Below are 21,905 nucleotides of genomic sequence, written 5' to 3'. Positions count from 1 at the left end.
AGCCGGATCAGCTCGTCCTGAACCGGATCTTGTCGTTGGCCCGGTCGCACCGGGCCACGGCGTCCGCGGCGTCGGCGCCCGACGCGATCACGTAGCCGGAGACGCAGTCGGCGACGGTCAGCAGCGGCGGCACGGAGTCGCCGGGGTTCTTGCCGATCACCGCGGCCACCTCGACGTCGGTGAACTCGTCCAGGTACGGCAGGAAGACCAGCGGGACCTCGCCGGGGGGCACCGTCTTGATCACGTCGGCCGCGTCCTGGTCCGCCTCGACGGCCGTGATCGTGCCGGGCTCCGGGGTGAAGAACCGGACGGCAGCGCCGCCGAGCGGTTCCGGCGAGGTCTCGGGCAGCGGGTCGATGCCGAGCGGGACGGTGAGGAACATGCGGTTCAGGTCGAGCCCGAAGGCGCGGCGGACCAGCTCGGGAGCGCCGCTCCCGGCCAGCCGGGCGTGCGACTCCAGCACCCGCGGGCCCTTCGGGGTCAGCACGAACTCGCTGTGCGAGGGCCCCTCGGTCAGCCCGACCGCGTCCAGCAGCCTGCGGGTCAGCTCGAACAGCTCCTCCCGGTGGGGGGCGGCGACCCTGCTGGGGGTGCTCACCTCCCATTCGACGTACCGGTCGTTCATCCGGTACTCGGAGTAGCCGATCGGCAGGTGCCGCCCGCCGTAGGAGAAGGAGTCCACGCTGACGACGGGGCCCTCCAGGTACTCTTCGGCGATCACCAGGGTGACCCCGGCCTCTTGGAGCGCCCGCCACGCCCGTTCGGCGTCCTCCCGGCCGGCCACCGGGTGGATGTGCAGGCTGGCCACCCCGTCGGCCGGCTTGACGATGACACGGTCGCCGATCTCGGCCTGGAACCGCACGACGTCCTCGACGCCGGTGACGTGCCGGTAGCGGACCGGGCTCAGGCCATGGCGGTCGAGCAGCTCCCGGGTGAGCACCTTGTTCTTCAGGGCGCGGGCCGTCGCCTCGCTCACTCCGGGCAAGCCCAGTGCGTCCACGACGAATCCGGTCGACTCGCCCGCGGGTTCGGTGGTGGTGAGCACCCGGTCGAAGGGGCGCTCCTCGTGCAGCGGCTTCAGCACGTCGAGGATGGCCTGCCCGTCGGTGATGGGCACGTGCACCACCTGCTCGCAGTGCCGCAGGACCGATTCCTCGTACGCGCCTTTCTCGTGGAAGAGCACCACGTCGATGCCCAGCTCCTTGGCGCCCGCCACGGGGGCCGGCCTTCCGCCGATGACGGCCACCCGGTACGTTCCCGGCATCTCTGTCTCCTCAGGTTCGTGGTCGATGGGTTGTCAGGCGACGTAGCAGCGGCGCAGCCAGCGGGCCGCCGAAGCGGGCCCCGGCACGAACTTGCGCCTGCGGTGCAGCACCCGGTAGTTGTCGAACGCCATGAAGACCCCCGACTCCAGCACCAGTTCCTCGGCCGGAATGGTCTGGAGCACCTCGCACCAGCGGTCGAGCGCCTCGACCGCGTTCGCGGTGAGGCCGGTGGTCGAGCCGCGGTCGTAGCGCACCCGGTAGCCGCCACCGGCGTCGAAGCTCAGCACGGAGGTGTTGCGCAGCGGCTGCGTGCGCTCCCCGTCGTTGGAGGCGGGCGCCCTGACCTCGAACTCCGGCGCGGTCAGCCGGTCGACGGTCTCCTGGTCGAGCCGGATGACCACGTCCTCGACCGCCGTGAGCTCCGTCGGCACCCGTTCCTCGTTGCGCATCGCCATGAAGGTCAGGTACTGCGGGATGAAGGGGCGCGGGTCGGAGCCGGGGATGCCGAAGGGCTGGTGCGGGTTGTCGGAGTGCCAGAAGAACTCCGAGTCGGCGCCCCAGGAACTGGTCAGCCCCGCCGCGGCCGGGTTGGGCACCACGTTGCGGATGAGACGCCCGTCGTTCTCGAAGTCGACCGCGAACGGCGTGGTGCGCATCAATCTGATCAGCCCCAGGTGCAGGGCGTTGGTCACCGCGAGTTCGCGTTCGTCGCCGAACCCGTTCACCGGGGTCGCGGGCAGGTTCTCCTGCCGGGGCAGGTTGGCGACCACCAGGGCGTGGCTGCCCGAGTCGGTGAACAGGTCGATCCCGTGCAGGACCTCGCCGGGCAGGTAGCGGCGCAGAGCGTGGGCGCCGATGCCCGCCAGGATGGTGTCGTCGATGTCGGAGTCGAGGGAGCTCTTGGAGACCCGCTCGGCGATCTCCTTGCCGAGGATGTCCCGCGTCCCGTCCTCGATCTGGTAGCGGAGTATCCGCCGGAAGTTGGTCATCGGTGCCTCCCGTCAGAAGGGACCCAGTAGGTCGTCGTGTCCGCGTCCGCGCGGCGGGACAGGGGGTCGCGCACCACCCGGGCGATCAGCCCGGCCGGCGTGACCACCAGGTGGTAGAGCAGGAAGAGCAGGAAGGTTCGCATGGCGTTCCGATCAGTCCAGGGGGATTTCCGTACGCCAGTCGGACTGCTCCGACCAGGCCGGTTGCTCGCTCTTCTCCAGCAGGAACCGGCCGATCGCGAGCATGTCGATGTCGGTCCGCATGAAGCAGACGTAGGCCTCCTCGGGGGTCCGCACGATCGGTTCGCCGCGGACGTTGAACGAGGTGTTGACCAGGACCGGGCAGCCGGTCCGCGCCTTGAACGCGGTGAGCAGGCGGTGGTACGGGGGGTTGCTGCGCCCGTCGACGGTCTGCACCCGCGCCGACTGGTCGACGTGGGTCACCGCCGGGATGGTCGAACGCCGCACCCGGAGCAGGTCCAGGCCGGTGACGCCCGACTCGGGGGTCTCCAGCTGCTGCGCCGCCGCCACCCGAGCCACCACCAGCATGTACGGGCTCTCCTGGCGGAGGTCGAAGTAGTCCTTGGCGTCCTCGGCCAGCACGGCCGGGGCGAAGGGACGGAACGACTCCCGGAACTTGATCTTCAGGTTCATCGCCGACTGCATCCGGGGGTCACGCGGATCGCCCAGGATCGAGCGGGCCCCGAGCGCACGCGGACCGAACTCCATGCGCCCCTGGAACCAGCCGACGATCTTGCCCTCGGCCAGCCCCTCCGCCACCTGCGCGACGAGTTCGTCGTCGGACAACCGCCGGTGCGGGATGCCGTTGGCCGTGAGGTAGGCGCCGATCGTGTCGTCGTCGTAGGCCGGGCCCAGCAGGGAGCCGGACATCGCGTCGTGGCCGGTGCCGACGTGGCCGCGTGCGGCCCCGCGTTCCATGGCGACCGCCTGCGCCGCGCCCAGCGCGCCGCCCGCGTCGCCCGCGGCCGGCTGGACCCAGACCTCGTCGAAGATCCCCGCGTCGATGATCTTGCCGTTGGCGACGCAGTTGAGCGCCACCCCGCCGGCCAGGCAGAGCGTGGACTCCCCGGTCCGGTCGCGCGCCGTGCGGGCCAGCCGGAGCATCACCTCCTCGGTGACCTGTTGCACGGAGGCCGCGAGGTCGAACTCGCGCTCGGTCAGCTCGCCCTCGGGGTGGCGTCGGGGCCCTCCGAAGAGCTTCTCGAAGGCGCTCCCGGTCATCGTCTGGCCGCGCAGGTACTCGAACCGGCGCACGTCCAGGCGGAAGGTGCCGTCGGGCTTGATGTCGATGAGGGTGTCGCGGATCAGGTCGGCGTAGCGCGGTCTGCCGTACGGGGCCAGGCCCATCAGCTTGTACTCGCCCGAGTCGACCTTGAACCCGCAGAAGTAGGTGAACGCGGAGTAGAGCATGCCCAGCGAGTGGGGGAAGCGGAGCTCCGCCAGGGCCGTCAGTTCGGTGCCGCGGCCGTGCCACAGGGTGGTGGTCGCCCACTCCCCCACCCCGTCGACGCACAACACGGCGGCCGACGCGTACGGGCTGGGGAAGAACGCCGAGGCGGCGTGGGATTCGTGGTGGCGGCGGACCGAGACCTCGGGGACCCGCCCCCGTCCGAGCCTCTGGAGCTCCCGGCGGACGGTCCGGTCGGTGTGCCGCTTCCCGTGCCGCGACAACCAGGAGGGGAAGGCGTCGCGGAAGAACGGGAACGCCGTGGGAGCCGCGCCCGCGAAGGTGGCCATCACCCGCCGGAACTTCAGCCGCGGGTCCTCGTAGTAGGCGACCGCGGAGACGTCGTCGAAGCTCACGCCCGCCTCCTCCAGGCAGTACTCCACTGCCCGGGACGGGAACGCGGCGTCGTGCCGCCGCCTGGTGAAACGCTCCTCCTGCGCCGCCGCGACGGGCACGCCGTCGGCCACCAGGGCGGCGGCGCTGTCGTGGTAGAAGGCCGAGATGCCGAGGACGAGATCGGACATGGTGCTGCTCCTCTCCGTACGTGGGTTCGAGGGCGGGACGCGCGTCACCGACGGCCGGCGAACGGGAAGAGCGGCGCGATCCTGCCGCGGCGGGTGGCGCGGCGCGCGGCCCTGCGCGCGCCGAGGCCGCTGGGCGGATTGAGCGACCGGTAGCCCGTGCGGACGCGCTCCCAGGTCTCGGCCCGGGATCCCGGCCCGGGGGCCTCGGGCAGGCCGGCGAGGAGGATGTCGACGGCGTCGGCCGCCCACGCGGAGTGGCCGGTGGCGACGTTGTCGATGGTGTTGTGGATGTCCACGAACCGCGTGTTGAAGCCGTACCGCTTCAGGGCCAGCCGGGCCCTGCGGTAGGTGCCGCCCACCCCCGACAGCTCCATGGCCAGGTTGAGGCCGAGCACCTCGGGCAGGAACGTGCGGGGGAAGCGCCCGACGCAGAGCCAGTAGACCGGCAGTTCGAACGACTCGTCCCGGAAGCCCGGCCAGCGCGCGAACTCGGGCGACGCGGTGGGCGGCAGGTCGATCTCCATCTCCTTGAGCACCGCGCGGTAGATGAGCGGGTGGTTCAGCTTGGCCAGGCCGTTGCCGAGCTCGTCCCAGTAGGTCTGGAAGAGCGCGTGGCCGATGTCCGACGACGCCAACTCGTGGTCGGTGAAACCCTGCAGCCAGCTGCCGTCGATCAGGGTCAGCGGCGCGGTCTGCACGGTGTCGTCGATGACGTCCTCGCGCGAGGGCAGCGGGACCTCGGCGTTCCGCTCGAACTCCGCGCCGTGGCGGTCGTGCTGGGTCTGGAGCCACGGACGCAGTCCCGCGCTTCCCCAGCTCGCGGGCAGCGGCATCGCGCCGCCGTCCATGCCGTAGCGGGAGCGCGCCAGCCAGCCGTGCACGTACTCCAGGCACCAGGAGCGCAGCGCCGGGGTGTCGGTGCGGACCATCAGCAGGTGGTACGCCTCCCGCAGGTCGGCCGGCGCCCTGCCCTCGGACCACGGCCCGGCCCTGAGCGCCCTTGCGACCGCCGCCCCCGGGGCCCGGGCGGGGGCGCCCCCGTCGGCGGCCTTCGGCGGGCCCGCCTCGGGAGAGACGGCCGGGAGGGAGTCGATCCAGCGGCGGATGACCGTGAGGTCGTCCGGCGAGAAGACCCGGAACATCGGCCCGCGCTCGCCGACCAGCCCTCTGACCAGCGCACTCGCCGCCGAGCGGCCGGGCTTGACCAGTCTGCTGCGGGCCAGGGCCGCCAGCAGGCCCGACGGATCGGTCCGGGCGTCGGTCAGCCAGGCCGCCAGCGACCGGCCCTCCAGCTCGAACTCGTGGTGGTAGACCGCGCCTTCTCTCGCGCGCAGCCTCATCAGCTCGGCCATGTCGTACGCGGGGTCGGCCGCCGCCGTCAGCTCCGCGTGGAGCGCGTCGGTGTGTTCCCGCAACGCGGCCAGCGTCCAGGAGAGGCCGAGCAGCACGGCCGCCTCCGCGGCGCGGCCCTCCCGCGCGACCAGGTCCGCCACCACCGCGCGGCACGCCTCGGCGGGCGGGGGGTCCTCCGGCCGCCGGGCCGCCGACGGGTCGAGGACCGGCCAGTCCGCCCCCACCGGCAGCGCCCGCTCGACCAGGGCGAGCGGCGGCGGCAGCCCGACCGTGCGCAGGCACAGGTCGGCGCCGAGCAGCTCGCCCCGGAAGTCGTCGGGCCGTCTGCTCATCACCAGCAGCAGGGACGGGAGGGTGAACGCGCCGTCGGCGATGCGCGGGTCACCCGCCAGCCGCGCGAGCGGCACGGCGTTCTCGGACAGGCGTAAGCGCCGGAGCAGGTCGAGATAGGCGTCGCCCCGCGAGGCGCCGGGGTGCCCGACGCCCACGTCCGACGCGTACAGCGCGAGGACACGCAGCACCAGGTCGTCCTCGGCGTTGCCCGGGGCGCTCAGCCACTGCAACCACGCGCCCGAGGCGAGGGCCAGCGGCGCGCACCCGAGCGCGGCCCGGCGGACCAGCACGCGGCGGCTCTCGTCGTCCGGCGTCCGGTCGCCCAGCTCCCGGAACCTCACCCGCTGGGCGGAGGCCCAGTCGGCCGCCCGCCGCAGCAGGTCGTCGAGCGGCGCCTGGTCGCCGGGAACGTTCCCGCGCAGTTCGGCGCGGACCTCTTCGAGGAGCTCGCCGGCGGGGACGGATGCCTCAGGGTCGGCGGCGCAGGCGTACAGCCAGCGGGTGGCCACGTCGGCGGTCGCCGTGGTCGTCGTGTTGATCTCCATCGTCTCCCTCACCTCCCGGACCGGATCTGGATCGCATGAAGCTCTCCTCCGGTCTCAGAACATGGGGTAGATGGACGCGTCGTTCTTCTTCTTCGCGCGCTTCTTGCGGCGGAACACCCTGTCGACGATCTTGCGCAGGAAGGACATGCCGAATGACTCCTCGAATGGGGGAACTGCGGGGGTCGGGATGGTTCAGGAGAGCCCGAGCGTCTTGGCGAGCAGGCCGGCGACCACGTCGTGGCCCTTGTCGGTGTAGTGCGCCCGGTCGACGAACATCCAGTCGTCGGCGCCCACGGCGCCCGCGACGACGGGGTTGAGGTCGTAGAACCGCACGTCGCGCTTCTCGCAGCCGACGCGGATCGCCTCGGCGAAGTCCCGGGCGACCTGCGGCGTGGAGATGTCGCCGTAGAGCTCCTCCCAGGTGCCGAGCCTGGAGATGCGGTCGATCTCCTCGAACAGCAGCTTCTCCTCCGGCGACCAGGTCTTGCCCATCCAGAGGAACATCGGCTGCAGGACGTAGGAGATCCGGGTGCCGGGCCCGGCCACCCGGCGCCACGTGTCGAGATGGCGCAGCGTGAGCTCGGCCGCCGAGTCGATGACCTGGCCGATGTCATGGCGGACGTCGTCGAAGGTGGCGACGCGCGACTTCCGCTCGGCCCGCCTGCCGAAGACCTTGGAGTGCTTGCGGTTGCGTTCCTTGAGGTCGTCCATGGCCTCGAAGTACTCGCCGCAGAAGAAGAAGGCGCCGTGGTCGCCCTGCTGCCACTCGGGCAGCCGGCCGACGGTCAGGTCGTTGAGCCCGCTGAACAGGACGACCTCGTCGATCTCCGGCAGCAGGTGGCGGTAGAGCGTGAAGAGCAGCACTTCCTGGGTCGAGTTGTAGCAGCGGCCGCTGAAGTTGAGCCAGGGGCGGGACGGCGCGTACCGGCTCCACAACAGGGACGCCAGCGTGTTCTGGTCGCCGGTCGCGCCGATGCCGAGCGCGGTGGAGCCGCCCGTGATCACCCGGACCGGGCCGGGCCCCACGGGCCCGCCGGCCGAGGCCTGCTCGCCGTCCGGGCCGACCGATACGCGGAATCCGCAACGGTCGGTGTTGATGATCGGCGAGGTGAAGTGCGGGTGGTGGAAGTACATCAGGTACGGCTGGTAGTTGAGGTCCGCGGGGTCGAAGAACCTGTCGTACTCCCGCATCTGCGGGGTCAGGGCCTCGCGGTGGAGCTTCACTGGATGCACACTCCTCGGTTTCTCGGGTGCCGGTCAGGACGGGAACAGAGGGCCGCGATGGACCTTGTGCTGGGCGGCCTGGGCCAGGGGTCGCACGACGAGCCGGTCGACGTTGACGTGGAGCGGGAGCCCGACGACCAGGGACACGCACTCGGCCACGTCGTCGGCGCTCAGCGGCCGGTCGACGCCCTCGTACACGGCCGCGGCCCTCGCCGCGTCACCCCGGAGCCGGTTGAGCGCGAACTCGTCGGTCCGCACCATCCCCGGCGCCACCTCGACGACGCGCACCGGCTCGCCGCCCAGTTCGAGGCGCAGCGTCTCGACGAGCGCGTGCTCGGCGTGCTTGGCCGCGCTGTACCCGCCGCCGCCCTCGTAGTTGACGAACGCGGCGGTGGAGGTGACGGTGACGACCGTGCCGCCCGCCCCGGCGCGCAGCAGCGGCAGCAGCGCCTGGGTGACGTGCAGGGTGCCCAGCACGTTGACCTCGTACATGTGCCGCCAGTCGTCCGCACGGGCGAGGGCCACCGGCTCCGCGCCGAGGGCGCCGCCGGCGACGTTGACCAGCACGTCGCAGGTCTCCAGTTCGGCCGCGAAGCGGAGGACGTCGTTCTCGTCGGTGACGTCCAGCGGGCGAACCCGCGCTCCGGTCTCCGCCTCAAGGGCCGCCAGCCGGTCGGCCCGCCTGGCGACTCCGACGACGTCGAACCCGTCTTTCACCAGGCGGCGGACGGTCGCCGCGCCGATGCCACTGCTCGCGCCGGTTACCACGGCCACGCTCGACACATGAATCACCACTCTTAGTAAATGTCGCAGTCAATACGGCGTGCATGAACCCGCCGACAATTTGTGGAATACCGCATACGTTGCTCTTCAAGGCCCGATCATGCTCATGTTCGCGCAATGAAGGATATGAAGCGGGGTGGAATGCACTGAGGTTCTTCGGTGCATTCAATCTTCGTCGGAAAGGTCTGCCCCTGGGGGTCTGGGAGGCCCGTGACAGCGGACCGGCAGGCCGCGACAGGTCTCTTGAGCAAGGTCTTCCCCCGAAGTCGACTGATTGCTTTCCATGCCGTACCGAAGATTAAATTTCAACGTTCAGGCTGGTAGAGGCCACGTCACTGGGGTTGATCTACCTGCTGCGGGCAAGGCGTAGCTGGAGCTCAATTGCCCGCTTTCGTATTAGACTGACCGAGTTTGGCGCTGTCAATAGACGTAGTTGTTTCGGTCTTCTCGCGCTATGAGGGCGGGTGTCACAAATGTCGTCCGCGAGACGGCTTGGAGGATTTTCGTGACCGGAGAACGACAGGCCGGCCTGGCGGCCGGTCCGCCCTGGCGACCGGATTGGCCGGGCGGCCGAATCGGCCGGTGAAATGCGCCTGAGGTTCGGCGGAATCCGCGCGCGAGAGCGGGCGCGCGTCGGTGACGCCGATATTACGGTCCGACGCATTCTTCTCGATCGGACTGCCGGAAGAGAGGCGATTTCAGGCAACCCATATTCCCTGTATGGATAGTGGGTTATTCTGGGACCGTGACGCTGCGGTCGGTCGGGTTACGGCACTCGATGCCGTGCACGGCGAGCGCAACTTCTCACCCTGCGGCACTCCATCCGCGTGTCACCCTTGAGATCACCGCCGCCAACCCATCGGGGGGAGCCGGCCGGGCACGCGAGCCCTCTCCCAGGAGCCACTCCTTGCCCTCGCTCCGGCAACCAGAGCGCCACCACCGGCCTGAGCCGTTCGGCAGCCCGCTTGGGTGATCAAACGTGGCATGCCTCGCCACGAGGCGTGATCACATTCTGATGGGCTGGTCGGCTTCGGAGTCGCCGCGAACCGCCGTGATCGTATTAGGGTTTCCGGGTGATCACTCCGATCGAACTGGTCATCTTCGACTGCGACGGCGTGCTCGTCGACAGCGAACGCTTGGCCGTGCGCCTCCACGTCGCCGTGGGCGCCGATCTCGGCTGGCCGCTGACCGAAGCCGAGGTGATCGACAAGTTCATCGGCCGGTCTCCCCTCTCCAACGGAGAACAGATCGCCGCGCGAGTAGGCCGAGCCGCTGCCGCGCTCTGGCAGGAGAGATTCGAGCGACTGCATCGCACGGCCGTCGATGCCGAACTCACCCCGGTCGACGGCATCCTCGAAGTCCTCGACACCCTCACGATTCCCAGCTGCGTCGCCTCTGGCGGCAGCCACGACACGATGCGCCGCACCCTGGGGCGCACCGGAATCCACCCCTACTTCGAAGGCCGGATTTTCAGCGCGAGCGAAGTCACCCACGGCAAACCGGCGCCCGACCTGTTCCTGCACGCCGCCAAGCGGATGGGCGTCGACCCCTCCGCCTGCATGGTCGTCGAAGACAGCAAATACGGAATCCAGGCAGCCCGCGCGGCCGGCATGCGCGCTCTTGGCTACGCAGGCGGACTCACGCCCGCCCAGTGGCTCCAAGGGCCGAACACCACGGTCTTCCACGACATGCGCGAGCTCCCGGCGCTCCTCGCACAACCCTGACCCATGAACGCACTCGGCCCGACGCCGGGAGAGGACAGGGCTCAGCCATCGTCCACTCCATCATCAGGGGCGGTCGCGTCGAGCCCGTCGCGGACATCGGCCTGCAGCGATCAACTGACCCATCAGCCTGTCCACCTCGACTCCGACGGCACGATCACCGGCCAGGTCCTGGCCTCCCCGCCCCTACAGGGGGACCGTGCTGCAATGACGGCCCAGCGTTGACCAGCGTTCGGGGTCATGACGCGCTTTACCGGCACCCCCACTCGGGGCAGAAGGCGAACGGACACGGCCTCGCGGTGGAGCGCCGCCGGCGAGGAGGACCGATGAGGACGGATGTCTACCAGCCGAATTTCCAGTGCTCGTTCTGGTAGCCGCCGGAGACCGCCGGGTATACGGCGCGGGTCACGTCGGTGAACAGCGCCCACTTTCTGCTGGGGTTGCCGCGCCACTGGTAGAAGACGACGTTGCTCCAACCCGTGCCCTGCGCGTACCACTCGGGATCGAGCGCGGTGGTGGCGCTGTCGCACTCGGAGGTCGTCCTGACCCTGTTGCCGGAGTAGACGAACTCGAGGCACCTCTTCGTCGCCTTGTTCTGGAGGGCGACGATGTCGTAGGTGGGACCGTTGGGCCCGCTGCGCAACTGGAGGAGCGGCCTCCAGATCTGGTGGGCGTTGGTTTCACGGGCGCTGCAGGGCAGGGTGTACACGTCGCCGGCGAAATTGCCGTCCAGGCATTCGTTGGTCAGCCTGCTTCTCAGGATGCTCTCGCCGACGTAGTCGGCTGCCTGGGCGGGCGCGGGCAGCGCCATTCCTACAGTCAGCGCCGCCGCGGCCGCGGCGATAGTTCGGACACGGTTGATGCCTCGCTGTCGGTTCAGAAAGGACGCCCTCTGCGGGCGTCTCGGCTTTCCTGAAGGCGCATGCAAACCGGGCCGGAGTGCAATGTGGTGTACGGCGGATGAACGATTCATTGTCGCGAGATGACGATGAAGCCGAGTGGCAGCATGAGACGCTTTCAGCAATGCGTCGACCTAGCCCACCGATACTCGGCGGCTTCCTCATTGTCAATATGTGGGAGTTTATTGCTTCCTGTCGGATGGGGCCGCCCGCAGCGATGCCCCATTCCCCGCCGGCACGGAATTAATAAAAACTCCGGCCATGAAGCGGAATTTCAATGCACCGGCCGACCGGCATACCGCGTAGCCGTTCCATTCATATTCAGAACCAATCGGCCTGGCTGAGCGGTCACTCTCATGAATGCGGCTGGACCCGACAACGACGCCGATCTGGAGGAGGCCGAACTCGGTAGTCAGAGCCTTCCCGAGGCCCCGCCGGTTGAGGCCGAAGACGAGGACAGCGGTTCCGGCGGCGACGGTCAGCATCCGAGGAGATCCGCACCACCACCGCTACGTCCTGGCCGTCGCTCAGGATCGGTTGCGGTGTGCCCGCCGGCGCTTGGGCCGACGAAGGGATTCTCGGTCAGTCGTCCTCCACGACCAGACTCTTCACGGGGCCCGATAGCCAGGACCCACATTGTTCATCGCCCTGCGGATTTCTCGTGAAGACGAACGGGATATGCGAGCGGAATTCCGGCCGACCTGCGCCGTCTCGTCAAAGGTGGTGGGCGACCACCGATTGGAGGTTTTCGATGTGCGGCCTCACCGGTGCGGTTCCGTCGTGCCGCGACGGCCCAACAGAGGGCAGAACCCACAGGTGAGGAATGCGCAAAGAAGCGGTAAGGCCTTCCGCGTTGACATCTGGAGACCGGTCGAGTAGCACGGGCGCGTTCTCATGGCGCCGCCGAGATATATCTCACGTTGACACACGCTTGAACGGACACTCTTCGTCTCATTACCGAATTCGCTCCGGCGGCCACCCTTCACCATTCGCCTTTCTCGTCATCTCGCCACGGTGAATCGTTCACCTGCCGTACACCGAATCGCATTCTGGTGGAGATTGTATGCGCGATTAGAGGAGACGCCATATGAGCGTCCCGCGCGGGAGCGAGGAAGAATGCCTTCTATCGGCAGCAACGGGGCGATGGACCAGGGAGCGCATCGCCGTCGTGGCGCTGTCCCCGGGCTTGGTGCGTGGCCTACTGCTGGTCGGGCAAGATCGAGACGTCCATCCAGCGCGACGACGAACGGTGGAACTCCGGCGCGTGGGCACATACCGGCGGCGCTCTCACGTGAGACGAGCGGAGTCGCGCGGCACGAAGACCTGATGACTGCGGCCTCGTCGGCCACTGAATCGCCTGCGTCTTTCCAAAGGCCCATGACAACCGGCTGGAACCGGCCGCGTGGTCACCGCCGTTCCTCGCCCCATCCCGGCATCATCCTCCGCCGGTTCAGACAGCCGATGTCCCGATTCCATCGGTGACCGCACCCCGCCGGTACCTGGACAGGCTTTCCCGAGCGGTCCACTGGGCGCATGGCGGCCCGGCTCATCGTGGAGCTGCGACTTTCGTGATGATTTCCCCTTTTCCTCGGCCCGCTGGGGCGGCCCGAGGCGATCGACACGGCTCACGGCAGACCGCCGGTGGGCTTCTCACCCGTACAGCTGGAGGGACAGTGCCCGTCACCGGCGGAAAGATCCGAAGATCGGGCAGGGTCGTGATCGCCCTGCTCGTCATCCTGACTCTGGTCATGAGGCCCGGCCTGGAGCCGCTGGCCCACGCCGCGACCACCGAGGTCACTTTCACCATCACGCTGCCCTCCGGCTTCGATCGGGCCGACACCCAGGCCTACGTGGCGGAGCTCAACGGGCGCAACGATCTGCTCAGCGACACGATCAGACAGGAGCTCACCCGTCACCCGCTGGAGGGCGCGCCGAATCGGAACTGGGGTGACTTCGATGGTCAACTGACCGTGACGGGCACGGGGATCTCCCTGACGATCGAATCCGACCAGGTGCGCACCAACGGCTCGTGGTGGTCGGACGCCCTCATCGCCCTGGCCGCGCTCGCCGCCGCGTTGGTGATCCGGGCCGGGTGCATGTTGGCCATGAACAGCACGGGCGTCGGGCTGGTCATCTCCAAACCGGCCTGCGCCGGGCTCGCCGCCGCCCTGGGCACCTTCTTCATGCAGGCGATCTGGATGTACCGAGACGGGGCACTGGGCGACAAGGACAGATTGAGGAGAGCCGCCTGCCTGGCGGCGGCCGCCGCCATCGTCGCCGCGGCGTGGGAAGCCGGAATCGGCGACTACGTGAACCCCCGGACCCTGGGTCAGTTCGGCGCCGACGTCAAGGCGGTGCTCGACTCGGCCGCGACGGCGATCCGGGGCTGGTGGTCCTCTCTCGCGACGGCGATGACGGACGCCGGCACCTGGATCTCAAGTCAGATGGGTGCGCTCGGCAGGGGCATCCGGGACGCCGCCATCGAACTCGGCCGGTACCACCCGTCGAATCTGCGGGTGATGCCGATGGGCGACTCGATCACCGTGGGCTACGGAGGGATCGGCGACAACACCGAGGAATACGTCGGTTACCGGCGCGAACTGCTCAGCCGGCTCCAGGCGGCCGGCCACTCGGTGGACTTCGTCGGTTCCCAGGACTCGGGCGCGGGCTCCATCCCCGACACCGACCACGAAGGCCACGGCGGCCGGCGCATCGACCACATCGACGACCTCGCCGAATGCGCCATCCGCCGCTACCGGCCCAACGTCGTCCTGCTGCACATCGGGACCAACGACATGAACCGGAACTTCGACGTCGGGAACGCCCACCACCGGCTCGCCGCACTGATCCGCAAGATCACCAATGCCGCTCCCGAGACCACGGTACTGGTCAGCGGGCTCGTGCCGTCGCAGGACGACGCGATCAACGCGCGGATCGCGGCGTACAACTCCCGGATCCCGGACATGGCCAGGACCCTCGCCGCCGAGGGCCGGCGCGTGCGGGCCCTCGGCATGGGCGCCGTCACCGAGGCCGACCTGAGGGACAAGCTCCACCCCGGCCAGGGCGGCTACGACAAGATGGGGAAGACCTTCAACACCGCGATCATCGGGGCGCTCCGCGAGCGCGTCATCGCCGGCCCGGTCGCCGGCAACCCGTCGGCGTGCCAGATGCCGCAGCCCGCCAACCCGGCGGAGGGCTGGAACGCCGTCGAGCAGATCTCCGCAGGCTACGGCTACCCGCGTGACTGGGTGCGCTTCGCCGACATGGACGGCGACGACCGGGACGACTATCTGATCGTCCAGGACCTTGGGCAGGTCCGGGGCTGGCTGAACGGCGGCGACGGCCGGAGCTGGACGTGGCGGGGCGAGCTCAACGCCGGTTACGGCTACCCCCGTGACTGGGTGCGCTTCGCCGACATGGACGGCGACAACCGGGACGACTACGTGATCCTCCAGGACCTGGGGCAGGTCCGGGCCTGGCTGAACAATGGCGTCGGCCAGAGCTGGACGTGGAAGGGCGAACTCGCGGGTTACGGCTATCCGCGCGACTGGGTGCGCCTGGAGGACGTCAACGGCGACGGCCTCGACGACTACGTGGTCATCCAGGACCACGGCGAGCTCCGGGCCTGGATCAACAACGGCCCGGGCAAGGACTTCACGTGGCAGGGCGAGATCAACCCGGGCTACGGCTATCCCCGTGACTGGGTCCGCCTGGAGGACGTCAACGGCGACCGGAAGGTCGACTACCTCGTCGTCCAGGACAACGGACAGGTCCGCGCCTGGCTCAACGACCTCGGCGGCAGGGGGTGGATCTGGCAGGGCCAGCTCATCGGCGACGTCGGCGTCGACCGGAACAACGTGCGACTCGCCGACGTCAACGGCGACCGGAAGACCGACTACCTCGGGATCGGCCCCCTGGGCCAGATCGGCGCCTGGTTCAACGACCGCTACCCCGGTGGCCCCACCCCCGGCAATCCGACGCCGGTCGACCCCGGCCCCCCGCCCGCCAGCCCCGGGGAGGGCTGGAACCACATCGTCCAGATCTCCGCGGGCTACAGCTATCCGCGTGACTGGGTGCGCTTCGCCGACATGAACGGCGACGACCGGGACGACTACCTGATCCTCCAGGACCTGGGGCAGCTCCGCGGCTGGCAGAACGACGGCACCGGCCAGGGCTGGACGTGGAAGGGCGAGCTCAACCCCGGCTACGGCTACCCCCGCGACTGGGTGCGCCTGGCCGACATGAACGGCGACAACCGGGACGACTACGTCGTCCTCCAGGACCTGGGCCAGTTGAGGGCCTGGCAGAACGACGGCGACGGCACCAGGTGGACGTGGAAGGGGGAGCTCAATCCCGGCTACGGCTATCCGCGCGACTGGGTGCGTCTGGAGGACGTCAACGGCGACGGCCTCGACGACTACCTGGTTCTCCAGGACGAGGGTGAGCTCCGCGCCTGGATCAACAACGGCCCGGGCCAGGGCTGGACGTGGAAGGGCGAGATCAACCCGGGTTACGGCTATCCGCGTGACTGGGTGCGCCTGAAGGACGTCAACGGCGACCGGAAGGTCGACTACCTGATCGTCCAGGACAACGGACAGGTCCGCGCCTGGCTCAACGACCTCGGCGACAGAGGGTGGATCTGGCAGGGCCAGATCATCGGCGACGTCGGCGTCGACCGGAACAACGTGCGGCTCCACGACGTGGACGGCGACCGGAAGGTCGACTACCTCGGGATCGGCCCGCTGGGCCAGATCGGCGCCTGGTTCAACACCCGCTACCCCGGCACCCCGGACAACCCTCCGCCCCCCTTCCCGCTCCCGCCCGACTGGCAGCTTCCGCTCTGCGTCGCCAACCGCTGCCCGTGACGCCTGCCTGAACGACGGCCCGTGAGGAGCTACACCTCTTCACGGGCCGGGCCTACGGCCCTTTTTCGTCGCCGTCAGGTGGCGAGCATGGTGTACAGGCCGAGGCCGATCCCGGCGGCGACCGGCACCAGGGCCGATCCGGCCGGCAGCGACGCCACGACGACCTTCCAGAGGGCGTCCACGTCGACGAAGTCGGTCACGCTGATCTCCTTCTCAGGGTCGGGCGGGCGCCAGGCCGCCGGTCCACTCGTCGTTGACGTTGCCCGCGTGGATGGGACGCCGCCGTGCGGCGAGAAAGAGCAGACCCGACAGCAGCAGCATCGCGGCGAAGACCACGCCGACACCGGCGGCGCCGCCGATGAGGTCGGCGGCGGCCCAGGCCAGGGCGCCCACGGCGCCGGCGGCGGGCAGGGTGATCAGCCAGGCCAGGGCCATCCGACCGGCCAGGCCCCAGCGCACCCGGGCGGTCCGCCTGCCGACGCCCGCGCCGACGACCGAGCCGGTGCACACGTGCGTGGTCGACAGCGGGAAGCCGAAGTGGGACGAGACGAAGATGACCGCCGCCGACGAGCTCTCGGCGGCGAAACCCTGCGGTGTCTCGATGTCGGTCAATCCCTTGCCCAGGGTACGGATCACCCGCCAGCCGCCCACGTATGTGCCGAGCGCGATCGCCAGGGCGCTGGACACGATCACCCACAGCGGGGTCCCGGCGTCCTCGGTGAGCGTCCCGGCGGCGATCATGGCCAGGGTGATGACGCCCATGGTCTTCTGGGCGTCGTTCGTGCCGTGCGCCAGGGACACCAGCGAGGCCGACCCGATCTGCCCGAACCGGAAACCGCGCTCGCGCATGCGCTCCGGCACGGACCGCGTGATCCGGTAGACCAGCCAGGTCCCCAGGGCCGCCACCGCGATCGCGGTCAGCGGCGCGAGCACGGCGGGCAGCAGCACCCGGCCGACAATCTCACCGGCCTTGACCGCCGACATTCCGGCCGCGATGAGCGTCGCACCGACCACGCCGCCGATCAGCGCGTGCGACGAACTCGACGGGATGCCGAAGTACCAGGTCACCAGGTTCCAGGCGAGCCCGCCGACCAGCCCGGCGAAGACCACGGTGAGAGTGATGGCGCCGGTCTCGACGATTCCGGTCGCGATCGTGGCCGCCACCTCCAGGGACAGGAAGGCGCCGGCGAAGTTCAGAACGGCCGACAACGTCACGGCCGCTTTCGGCTGCAGGGCGCCGGTGGCGATGGACGTCGCCATCGCGTTGGCCGTGTCATGGAATCCGTTGGTGAAATCGAAGGTCAGCGCAGTGGCGACGACCACCGCGAGCAGCAGGGTGTCCACGTCCATGACGGCCACCTGACCCGGGGGGATGCCGCCAATCCCGCGTTCCCGGATGTTCACCGACCGTACGCCGGGATGTTGCGTTCGAGGCCGCCGGCGAGGCAACGGGCGATGACCGCACCTGATGTGCGGTTCACATGCATGCGGTCAATGCCGACCGTCCTCGACCGGCGGATGCCCGTCTCCGGTATCGCGACCTGCTGCTTCCGCCCCTTCTCGCGCGGGTGTGCATGCTGCGGCCGAACCCGTTTTCCGACCTCCGGCACGGGGCGGTCCCGCGGCCACCCGACCTATGGGAGACAGGTCGCGCTGCTCTGAGCGGATCCGCCGCAGGCGGATCGGGTCGATATCGAAGCGGGCGGCCTCACATGATGGACGCATGAGCGAAGAATCGAAAGCGCCTTTGTTCGACATGCATTTGCGGCGCCGGCTTTACGAACAGCGAACCCTCGTTCTCGACGGTCCTCTCGACGACGACAACGGCACCCTTCTCACCACGCAGCTGATAACCCTCGCCTCGCAGGACCCCTCGGCCGACATCGCATTGTGGATCCATTCTCCGGGCGGTTCCGTTCCGTCGATGCTGGCTATTCGGGACGTCATGCGGCTGATTCCGTGTGACGTGTCGACGCTGGTGCTGGGCATCGCCTACAGCGCCGGCCAGTTCCTGCTCTCCTCGGGCGCCCGGGGCAAACGCCGCGCACTCCCCCATGCGCGGGTGCTGATGCACCAGGGGTCGGCGGGGATCGGCGGCACCGCCGTCGACATCGAGCTGCAGGCCAGCGACCTGCGCCACACCCGCGACACGGTGCTCGGCCTCATCGCCGAAGACACCGGCCAGCCCGTGGAGCGCATCTTCGACGACTCCCTGCACGACCGCTGGTACACGGCGCAGGAGGCGCTCGACTACGGCTTCATCGATTCGATCGTCAGCGATTTCGGCGAGATCGCGCCGCTCGCCCACCACCGGCTCGGTTTCGGCGTCACCGAAGGAGCGGCCCGATGAGCACATACACGATCCCCAACGTCATCGCCCGCAATTCGCGCGGCGAGCGCATTCTCGACGTTTATTCTCACCTGCTCACCGAACGAATCGTCTATCTGGGCACGGCCATCGACGCGGGTGTCGCGAACGCGCTCATCGCGCAGTTGATTTTCCTGGAGTCCGACAATCCCGACGCAGAAATCCAGTTCTACATCAACTGCGAGGGCGGCGACCCGAGCGCGATGCTCGCGATCTACGACACGATGCGCTACATCCGCCCGAAGGTCGCCACGACCTGCATCGGCCAGGCCATCGCGGTGGGCGCGGTGCTCCTCGCGGCGGGCGCCGAGGGCAAACGGGCCGCCCTGCCCCACGCTCGGGTGGTCCTGCACCAGCCGGCCGCCCAGGGGCGCGGCGCGATCCCCGACCTCATCCTGCAGGCCGACGAGGTCGTGCGGGTCCGGGCCGACATCGAGCGCATCCTGTCGCGCCACACGGGCCAGACCGTCGAGACGCTGCGCGCCGACACCGACCGCGACCGGGTGTTCACCGCGACGGCGGCGATGGAATACGGGCTGCTCGACCAGATCATCGACGAGCACTCGCGCGGTTGACCGCCGGACGCTCGCTGCGACGTCCGGGGTCGTCGGGCCACGCTAAGCGGCCAGCAGCGTGGCCCCCGCCGAGGTGCCACTCCGCGCCGCCCGCAGGTTCTCGGTCACGGCGGAAGTCAGATCGACCAAAGCGACCCCGAGCGCCCCGGCGACCGCGGCGATCATCTCGCTCGACGGCTCCTTGACGCCCCGCTCCATCTCGGAGAGGTACTGCGGCGAGACCCCGGCGCGGCGCGCCGTCTCGGCCAGCTTCTCACCACGCTCGTGGCGGATCTCCCGCAGGCACTCGCCGAGCGCCTCCCGCCACAGCGGCTCACCTGCGGGCTCTTGCTCGCTTCGATCGCTCACCCGCCGCAGCGGCGTAACAGAGGAGGCCATGCCTCACCATAAACAGGCACCCTGCCGCCGTCGCGGCCTCTTCGCGCACAGCACAACCGGAACCGCCGCCGGGGTGGCTGTGTGAGGCCACCTCAGGCGAGGCAGGATCGCGGTGACACCGCGGCTTCGTCGCGCCCGCGGTCAAGAAAGAGATGAGAACGAAGGGCGGTCCGCGAGGTCCAGACGGCTTGGCCGACGAAAATGGGAGGCGGCGGTCACCTGCCCATGTCAGCATGGTCGCTTCGTTCCCGATGTCAAAGGACCTGAGTGGCCATGCCCAGCACCATCACTCTGATCCGATGCGCTTCTCTGTCCGACGTCGCTCAGTACGCTTACGCAGCCACGGCGCCTGCCGAGTCACGACTCATCTTCCTCGCCGGAGCGTGCCCCCTGAACGAAGACGGCTCGACGGCGGCGATCGGCGACTACGCAGGCCAGGCGGCGAAGGCCGTCGAGAACATGCAGAAGGCCCTCGCTGCCGCCGGCGCGTCGTTGCAGGACGTCATCAGCACAAGGGTTCTCGTCGCGTCCTCCCGGCGGGAGGATCTTGGGACCGCCTGGAAAGTGGTCCGGGACTCCTTCGGTGACCATGACGTGCCGAGTACCTTGCTGGGAGTCACCGTGCTCGGTTACGACCACCAGCTCGTTGAGATCGAAGCCGTCGCCGCCGTCCTCGACTCCTGAGCCCCGTCCAGCGCGGCGCAAGCGGACACGGTTGAGACCATTCGTCGATGGCGGCGACGAAGATCATGAGTGCGGGCTCCGGATGATCGGATCCACGTCTGCCAGCAGGCTCCAGTTGCGGTACCAATTCATGGTGCCCGTCAGCCCCGTCGATTCTGAGGCGGAGACCACAACCGCCAGTTCGTCGTCGCTCATGATGGGCTCACCGAGCGGCGTCTCGGCGAGATGGTCGCTGTTCTGCGGTCAGCGCCCGGTTGGCATCGTCCAGAAAGAGGAGCCGCCGACACCTCTGAACGTTTCACTCGGCACTTGACACCTTTCGACGACATTTTCAAACTGACTGTCCGAGACGGCTTCCTCATGGCCATGTGTGGTGCGTGGCGAGGATGCCCGTGACGCCCAAGTGGTGTGCGTTCCCCACTCACGGGACGCGGCGTCGATCGCGGGGGGTGACCCCGCATGTCCGCTTTCACGTGATTCCTTCTGGAGCGACCAGCCATGGGCAGTACATCCATACGTCTGAGATGTTCACGGGTTCTGTTGGCAGCCGTCGGCTTCCTCACCGTGCTCTCCGCGATGCCGGCCGATGCGGCGGCGGGCACGCTCGGGGCGGCCGCCGCGCAGAGCGACCGGTATTTCGGCGCCGCCATCAGCGCGGCCCGTCTCGGCGACGAGCAGTACACGACCATCGCGAACCGGGAGTTCACCATGGTCACCCCCGAGAACGAGATGAAACTCGACGCCACCCAGCCCGCCCGCGGCCAGTTCAACTTCACCGCCGGCGACCGGATCTACAACTGGGCCGTGCAGAACGGCAAGCGGGTGCGCGGCCACACGCTGCTCTGGCACGCCGCGCAGCCGAGCTGGTTGCAGGCGCTCTCCGGCGCTGCTCTGCGGCAGGCGATGATCGACCACGTCAACGGTGTCGTGGGCCACTACCGAGGCAAGATCTACGCCTGGGACGTCGTCAACGAGGCCTATGCCGACGGCGATTCCGGTGGGCGGCGCGACTCCAACTTCCAGCGGACCGGTGACGACTGGATCGAGGCGGCCTTCCGCGCCGCGCGGGCCGCCGATCCGGCCGCCAAGCTCTGCTACAACGACTACAACATCGAGAACTGGTCGTGGACGAAGACGCAGGCCGTCTACGCCATGGTGCGCGACTTCAAGCAGCGTGGCGTGCCGATCGACTGCGTCGGCCTCCAGGCGCACTTCACCAGTGGCAGCCCCTACAACGCCAGCCTCCGCACCACGATCTCCAGCTTCGCCGCCCTCGGCGTCGACGTGCAGATCACCGAGCTGGACATCCAGGGCGCTCCCCCGCAGACCTACGCCGCCGTGGTGAACGACTGCCTCGCGGTGGCCCGTTGCACCGGCATCACCGTGTGGGGGGTGCGCGATCAGGACTCCTGGCGGCCGGGTGACAGCCCCCTGCTGTTCAGCGGCGCCGACAAGAAGCCGGCCTACGACGCGGTCCTCGGCGCCCTGAACGCGGTCTCGCCGTCCCCGACTCCCAGCCCGGTCCCGGGCGGGTGCACGGCGACGATGACGACGACGACCAGGTGGCCGGGCGGCTTCCAGTCGGTCGTGACCGTCCGGGCGGGCGGCGCGACGGTCAGCGGGTGGGCCGTGCGGTGGACGTGGCCCGGCGGCCAGACCATCAGCAGGCTGTGGAACGGCCGCCAGAGCGTGTCCGGTTCCACCGTCACCGTGGTCAACGCCCCCTACAACGGCTCCCTCTCCGCCGGCGGCTCCACGGCCTTCTGGTTCACCGCGAACGGCACCGCGGCCACCCCCACCGCCACGTGCACCGGCTCCTGACCTGGAAATGATGGCCACGTAGTTCGGGCGCCCGTCCGGGTGAAGGCGCGGCAGCGCCTGATGGTGTCTCGGCGTGAGATGGCTGACGAAATTATCGGTACAGTTCCGAA

Annotated in this window: 19 protein-coding genes; 6 read left to right on the top strand and 13 right to left on the bottom strand. The window is 69.1% G+C overall.

Going from position 1 to position 21,905, the window contains the following annotated elements; translation table 11 throughout:
• Nucleotides 1-7 precede the first annotated feature (7 nt).
• From GT755_RS29185 to GT755_RS29160, 7 genes are all read right to left on the bottom strand, one after another.
• Nucleotides 8-1,264: an ATP-grasp domain-containing protein gene (locus GT755_RS29185; RefSeq protein ID WP_161482791.1), complete on the bottom strand. Its 1,257-nt coding sequence runs from the start codon at nucleotides 1,262-1,264 to the stop codon at nucleotides 8-10.
• A 33-nt stretch (nucleotides 1,265-1,297) separates the two neighbouring features.
• Complete coding sequence (locus tag GT755_RS29180) at nucleotides 1,298-2,254, bottom strand: Fe(II)-2OG oxygenase family protein (protein WP_161482790.1); 957 nt, start codon at nucleotides 2,252-2,254, stop codon at nucleotides 1,298-1,300.
• On the bottom strand, nucleotides 2,251-2,397 hold the full coding sequence (locus GT755_RS38765; RefSeq protein WP_202610652.1) for a hypothetical protein: 147 nt from the start codon (nucleotides 2,395-2,397) through the stop codon (nucleotides 2,251-2,253). The genes GT755_RS29180 and GT755_RS38765 overlap by 4 nt, the downstream gene beginning before the upstream one ends.
• 10 nt (nucleotides 2,398-2,407) lie before the next feature.
• Entirely contained in the window at nucleotides 2,408-4,246 is a 1,839-nt protein-coding gene (locus GT755_RS29175; RefSeq protein ID WP_161482789.1) for a carbamoyltransferase family protein, read from the bottom strand.
• A gap of 44 nt (nucleotides 4,247-4,290) precedes the next feature.
• The gene (locus tag GT755_RS41360) at nucleotides 4,291-6,489 is read right to left on the bottom strand and encodes an iron-containing redox enzyme family protein (protein ID WP_202610651.1); all 2,199 of its coding nucleotides are present in this window, start codon (nucleotides 6,487-6,489) and stop codon (nucleotides 4,291-4,293) included.
• Nucleotides 6,490-6,669: 180 nt separating this feature from the next.
• A complete protein-coding gene (locus tag GT755_RS29165) occupies nucleotides 6,670-7,701 on the bottom strand; it encodes an SGNH/GDSL hydrolase family protein (RefSeq protein ID WP_161482788.1) in 1,032 nt (343 codons plus the stop codon).
• Between the two features lie 33 nt (nucleotides 7,702-7,734).
• Nucleotides 7,735-8,484 (bottom strand): SDR family oxidoreductase, encoded by a 750-nt coding sequence (locus tag GT755_RS29160; RefSeq protein ID WP_161482787.1) that lies wholly within the window; start codon nucleotides 8,482-8,484, stop codon nucleotides 7,735-7,737.
• Between the two features lie 1,073 nt (nucleotides 8,485-9,557).
• On the opposite strand from GT755_RS29160, the gene GT755_RS29155 reads away from it, so the two are divergent.
• Nucleotides 9,558-10,208 carry an HAD family hydrolase gene (locus GT755_RS29155; protein WP_161482786.1) on the top strand — a complete coding sequence of 217 codons (651 nt, stop codon included), beginning with the start codon at nucleotides 9,558-9,560 and terminating at the stop codon, nucleotides 10,206-10,208.
• A 337-nt stretch (nucleotides 10,209-10,545) separates the two neighbouring features.
• Here the strand turns inward: GT755_RS29155 and GT755_RS29150 are convergent, their stop codons facing one another.
• Complete coding sequence (locus tag GT755_RS29150) at nucleotides 10,546-11,016, bottom strand: RICIN domain-containing protein (protein ID WP_161482785.1); 471 nt, start codon at nucleotides 11,014-11,016, stop codon at nucleotides 10,546-10,548.
• A 270-nt stretch (nucleotides 11,017-11,286) separates the two neighbouring features.
• Nucleotides 11,287-11,589, bottom strand: a complete 303-nt coding sequence (locus tag GT755_RS29145; protein WP_161482784.1) for a hypothetical protein — start codon at nucleotides 11,587-11,589, stop codon at nucleotides 11,287-11,289.
• Between the two features lie 1,188 nt (nucleotides 11,590-12,777).
• On the opposite strand from GT755_RS29145, the gene GT755_RS29140 reads away from it, so the two are divergent.
• Nucleotides 12,778-15,969: an FG-GAP-like repeat-containing protein gene (locus GT755_RS29140; RefSeq protein WP_161482783.1), complete on the top strand. Its 3,192-nt coding sequence runs from the start codon at nucleotides 12,778-12,780 to the stop codon at nucleotides 15,967-15,969.
• A 74-nt stretch (nucleotides 15,970-16,043) separates the two neighbouring features.
• Here GT755_RS29140 and GT755_RS40730 read toward each other — a convergent pair whose 3' ends face one another.
• Both GT755_RS40730 and GT755_RS29135 read right to left on the bottom strand, forming a co-directional pair.
• On the bottom strand, nucleotides 16,044-16,169 hold the full coding sequence (locus GT755_RS40730) for a hypothetical protein (protein ID WP_268903563.1): 126 nt from the start codon (nucleotides 16,167-16,169) through the stop codon (nucleotides 16,044-16,046).
• 13 nt (nucleotides 16,170-16,182) lie between these two features.
• The gene (locus tag GT755_RS29135; RefSeq protein ID WP_161482782.1) at nucleotides 16,183-17,319 is read right to left on the bottom strand and encodes an inorganic phosphate transporter; all 1,137 of its coding nucleotides are present in this window, start codon (nucleotides 17,317-17,319) and stop codon (nucleotides 16,183-16,185) included.
• Nucleotides 17,320-17,692: 373 nt separating this feature from the next.
• On the opposite strand from GT755_RS29135, the gene GT755_RS29130 reads away from it, so the two are divergent.
• Both GT755_RS29130 and GT755_RS29125 read left to right on the top strand, forming a co-directional pair.
• Complete coding sequence (locus tag GT755_RS29130; RefSeq protein WP_161482781.1) at nucleotides 17,693-18,319, top strand: ClpP family protease; 627 nt, start codon at nucleotides 17,693-17,695, stop codon at nucleotides 18,317-18,319.
• The gene (locus tag GT755_RS29125; protein WP_161482780.1) at nucleotides 18,316-18,912 is read left to right on the top strand and encodes a ClpP family protease; all 597 of its coding nucleotides are present in this window, start codon (nucleotides 18,316-18,318) and stop codon (nucleotides 18,910-18,912) included. Before GT755_RS29130 ends, GT755_RS29125 begins: the two co-directional genes overlap by 4 nt.
• 42 nt (nucleotides 18,913-18,954) lie before the next feature.
• Here GT755_RS29125 and GT755_RS29120 read toward each other — a convergent pair whose 3' ends face one another.
• Entirely contained in the window at nucleotides 18,955-19,290 is a 336-nt protein-coding gene (locus GT755_RS29120; RefSeq protein WP_161482779.1) for a helix-turn-helix domain-containing protein, read from the bottom strand.
• A gap of 273 nt (nucleotides 19,291-19,563) precedes the next feature.
• Here GT755_RS29120 and GT755_RS29115 point away from each other — a divergent pair, with 273 nt between their 5' ends.
• Nucleotides 19,564-19,974 carry a RidA family protein gene (locus tag GT755_RS29115; RefSeq protein WP_161482778.1) on the top strand — a complete coding sequence of 137 codons (411 nt, stop codon included), beginning with the start codon at nucleotides 19,564-19,566 and terminating at the stop codon, nucleotides 19,972-19,974.
• A 63-nt stretch (nucleotides 19,975-20,037) separates the two neighbouring features.
• Here GT755_RS29115 and GT755_RS40725 read toward each other — a convergent pair whose 3' ends face one another.
• Nucleotides 20,038-20,169: a hypothetical protein gene (locus GT755_RS40725; RefSeq protein WP_268903562.1), complete on the bottom strand. Its 132-nt coding sequence runs from the start codon at nucleotides 20,167-20,169 to the stop codon at nucleotides 20,038-20,040.
• Between the two features lie 345 nt (nucleotides 20,170-20,514).
• Here GT755_RS40725 and GT755_RS29105 point away from each other — a divergent pair, with 345 nt between their 5' ends.
• Complete coding sequence (locus GT755_RS29105) at nucleotides 20,515-21,795, top strand: endo-1,4-beta-xylanase (RefSeq protein ID WP_235967606.1); 1,281 nt, start codon at nucleotides 20,515-20,517, stop codon at nucleotides 21,793-21,795.
• Nucleotides 21,796-21,905 lie beyond the last annotated feature (110 nt).

The organism is Herbidospora solisilvae, assembly GCF_009901565.1.
GTDB lineage: Bacteria > Actinomycetota > Actinomycetes > Streptosporangiales > Streptosporangiaceae > Herbidospora > Herbidospora solisilvae.
Note: the sequence above shows the minus strand (reverse complement) of the source record. Positions and strands in the feature narration are given on the sequence as shown.

Coding starts and splice junctions, on each gene's coding strand:
- GT755_RS29150 (WP_161482785.1), bottom strand. CDS start 11,016: ATGGCGCTGCCCGCGCCCGCCCAGGCAGCCGACTACGTCGGCGAGAGC.
- GT755_RS29125 (WP_161482780.1), top strand. CDS start 18,316: ATGAGCACATACACGATCCCCAACGTCATCGCCCGCAATTCGCGCGGC.
- GT755_RS40725 (WP_268903562.1), bottom strand. CDS start 20,169: ATGAGCGACGACGAACTGGCGGTTGTGGTCTCCGCCTCAGAATCGACG.
- GT755_RS29145 (WP_161482784.1), bottom strand. CDS start 11,589: ATGCTGACCGTCGCCGCCGGAACCGCTGTCCTCGTCTTCGGCCTCAAC.
- GT755_RS38765 (WP_202610652.1), bottom strand. CDS start 2,397: ATGCGAACCTTCCTGCTCTTCCTGCTCTACCACCTGGTGGTCACGCCG.
- GT755_RS29115 (WP_161482778.1), top strand. CDS start 19,564: ATGCCCAGCACCATCACTCTGATCCGATGCGCTTCTCTGTCCGACGTC.
- GT755_RS29130 (WP_161482781.1), top strand. CDS start 17,693: ATGAGCGAAGAATCGAAAGCGCCTTTGTTCGACATGCATTTGCGGCGC.
- GT755_RS29135 (WP_161482782.1), bottom strand. CDS start 17,319: ATGGACGTGGACACCCTGCTGCTCGCGGTGGTCGTCGCCACTGCGCTG.
- GT755_RS29185 (WP_161482791.1), bottom strand. CDS start 1,264: ATGCCGGGAACGTACCGGGTGGCCGTCATCGGCGGAAGGCCGGCCCCC.
- GT755_RS29175 (WP_161482789.1), bottom strand. CDS start 4,246: ATGTCCGATCTCGTCCTCGGCATCTCGGCCTTCTACCACGACAGCGCC.
- GT755_RS29120 (WP_161482779.1), bottom strand. CDS start 19,290: ATGGCCTCCTCTGTTACGCCGCTGCGGCGGGTGAGCGATCGAAGCGAG.
- GT755_RS29180 (WP_161482790.1), bottom strand. CDS start 2,254: ATGACCAACTTCCGGCGGATACTCCGCTACCAGATCGAGGACGGGACG.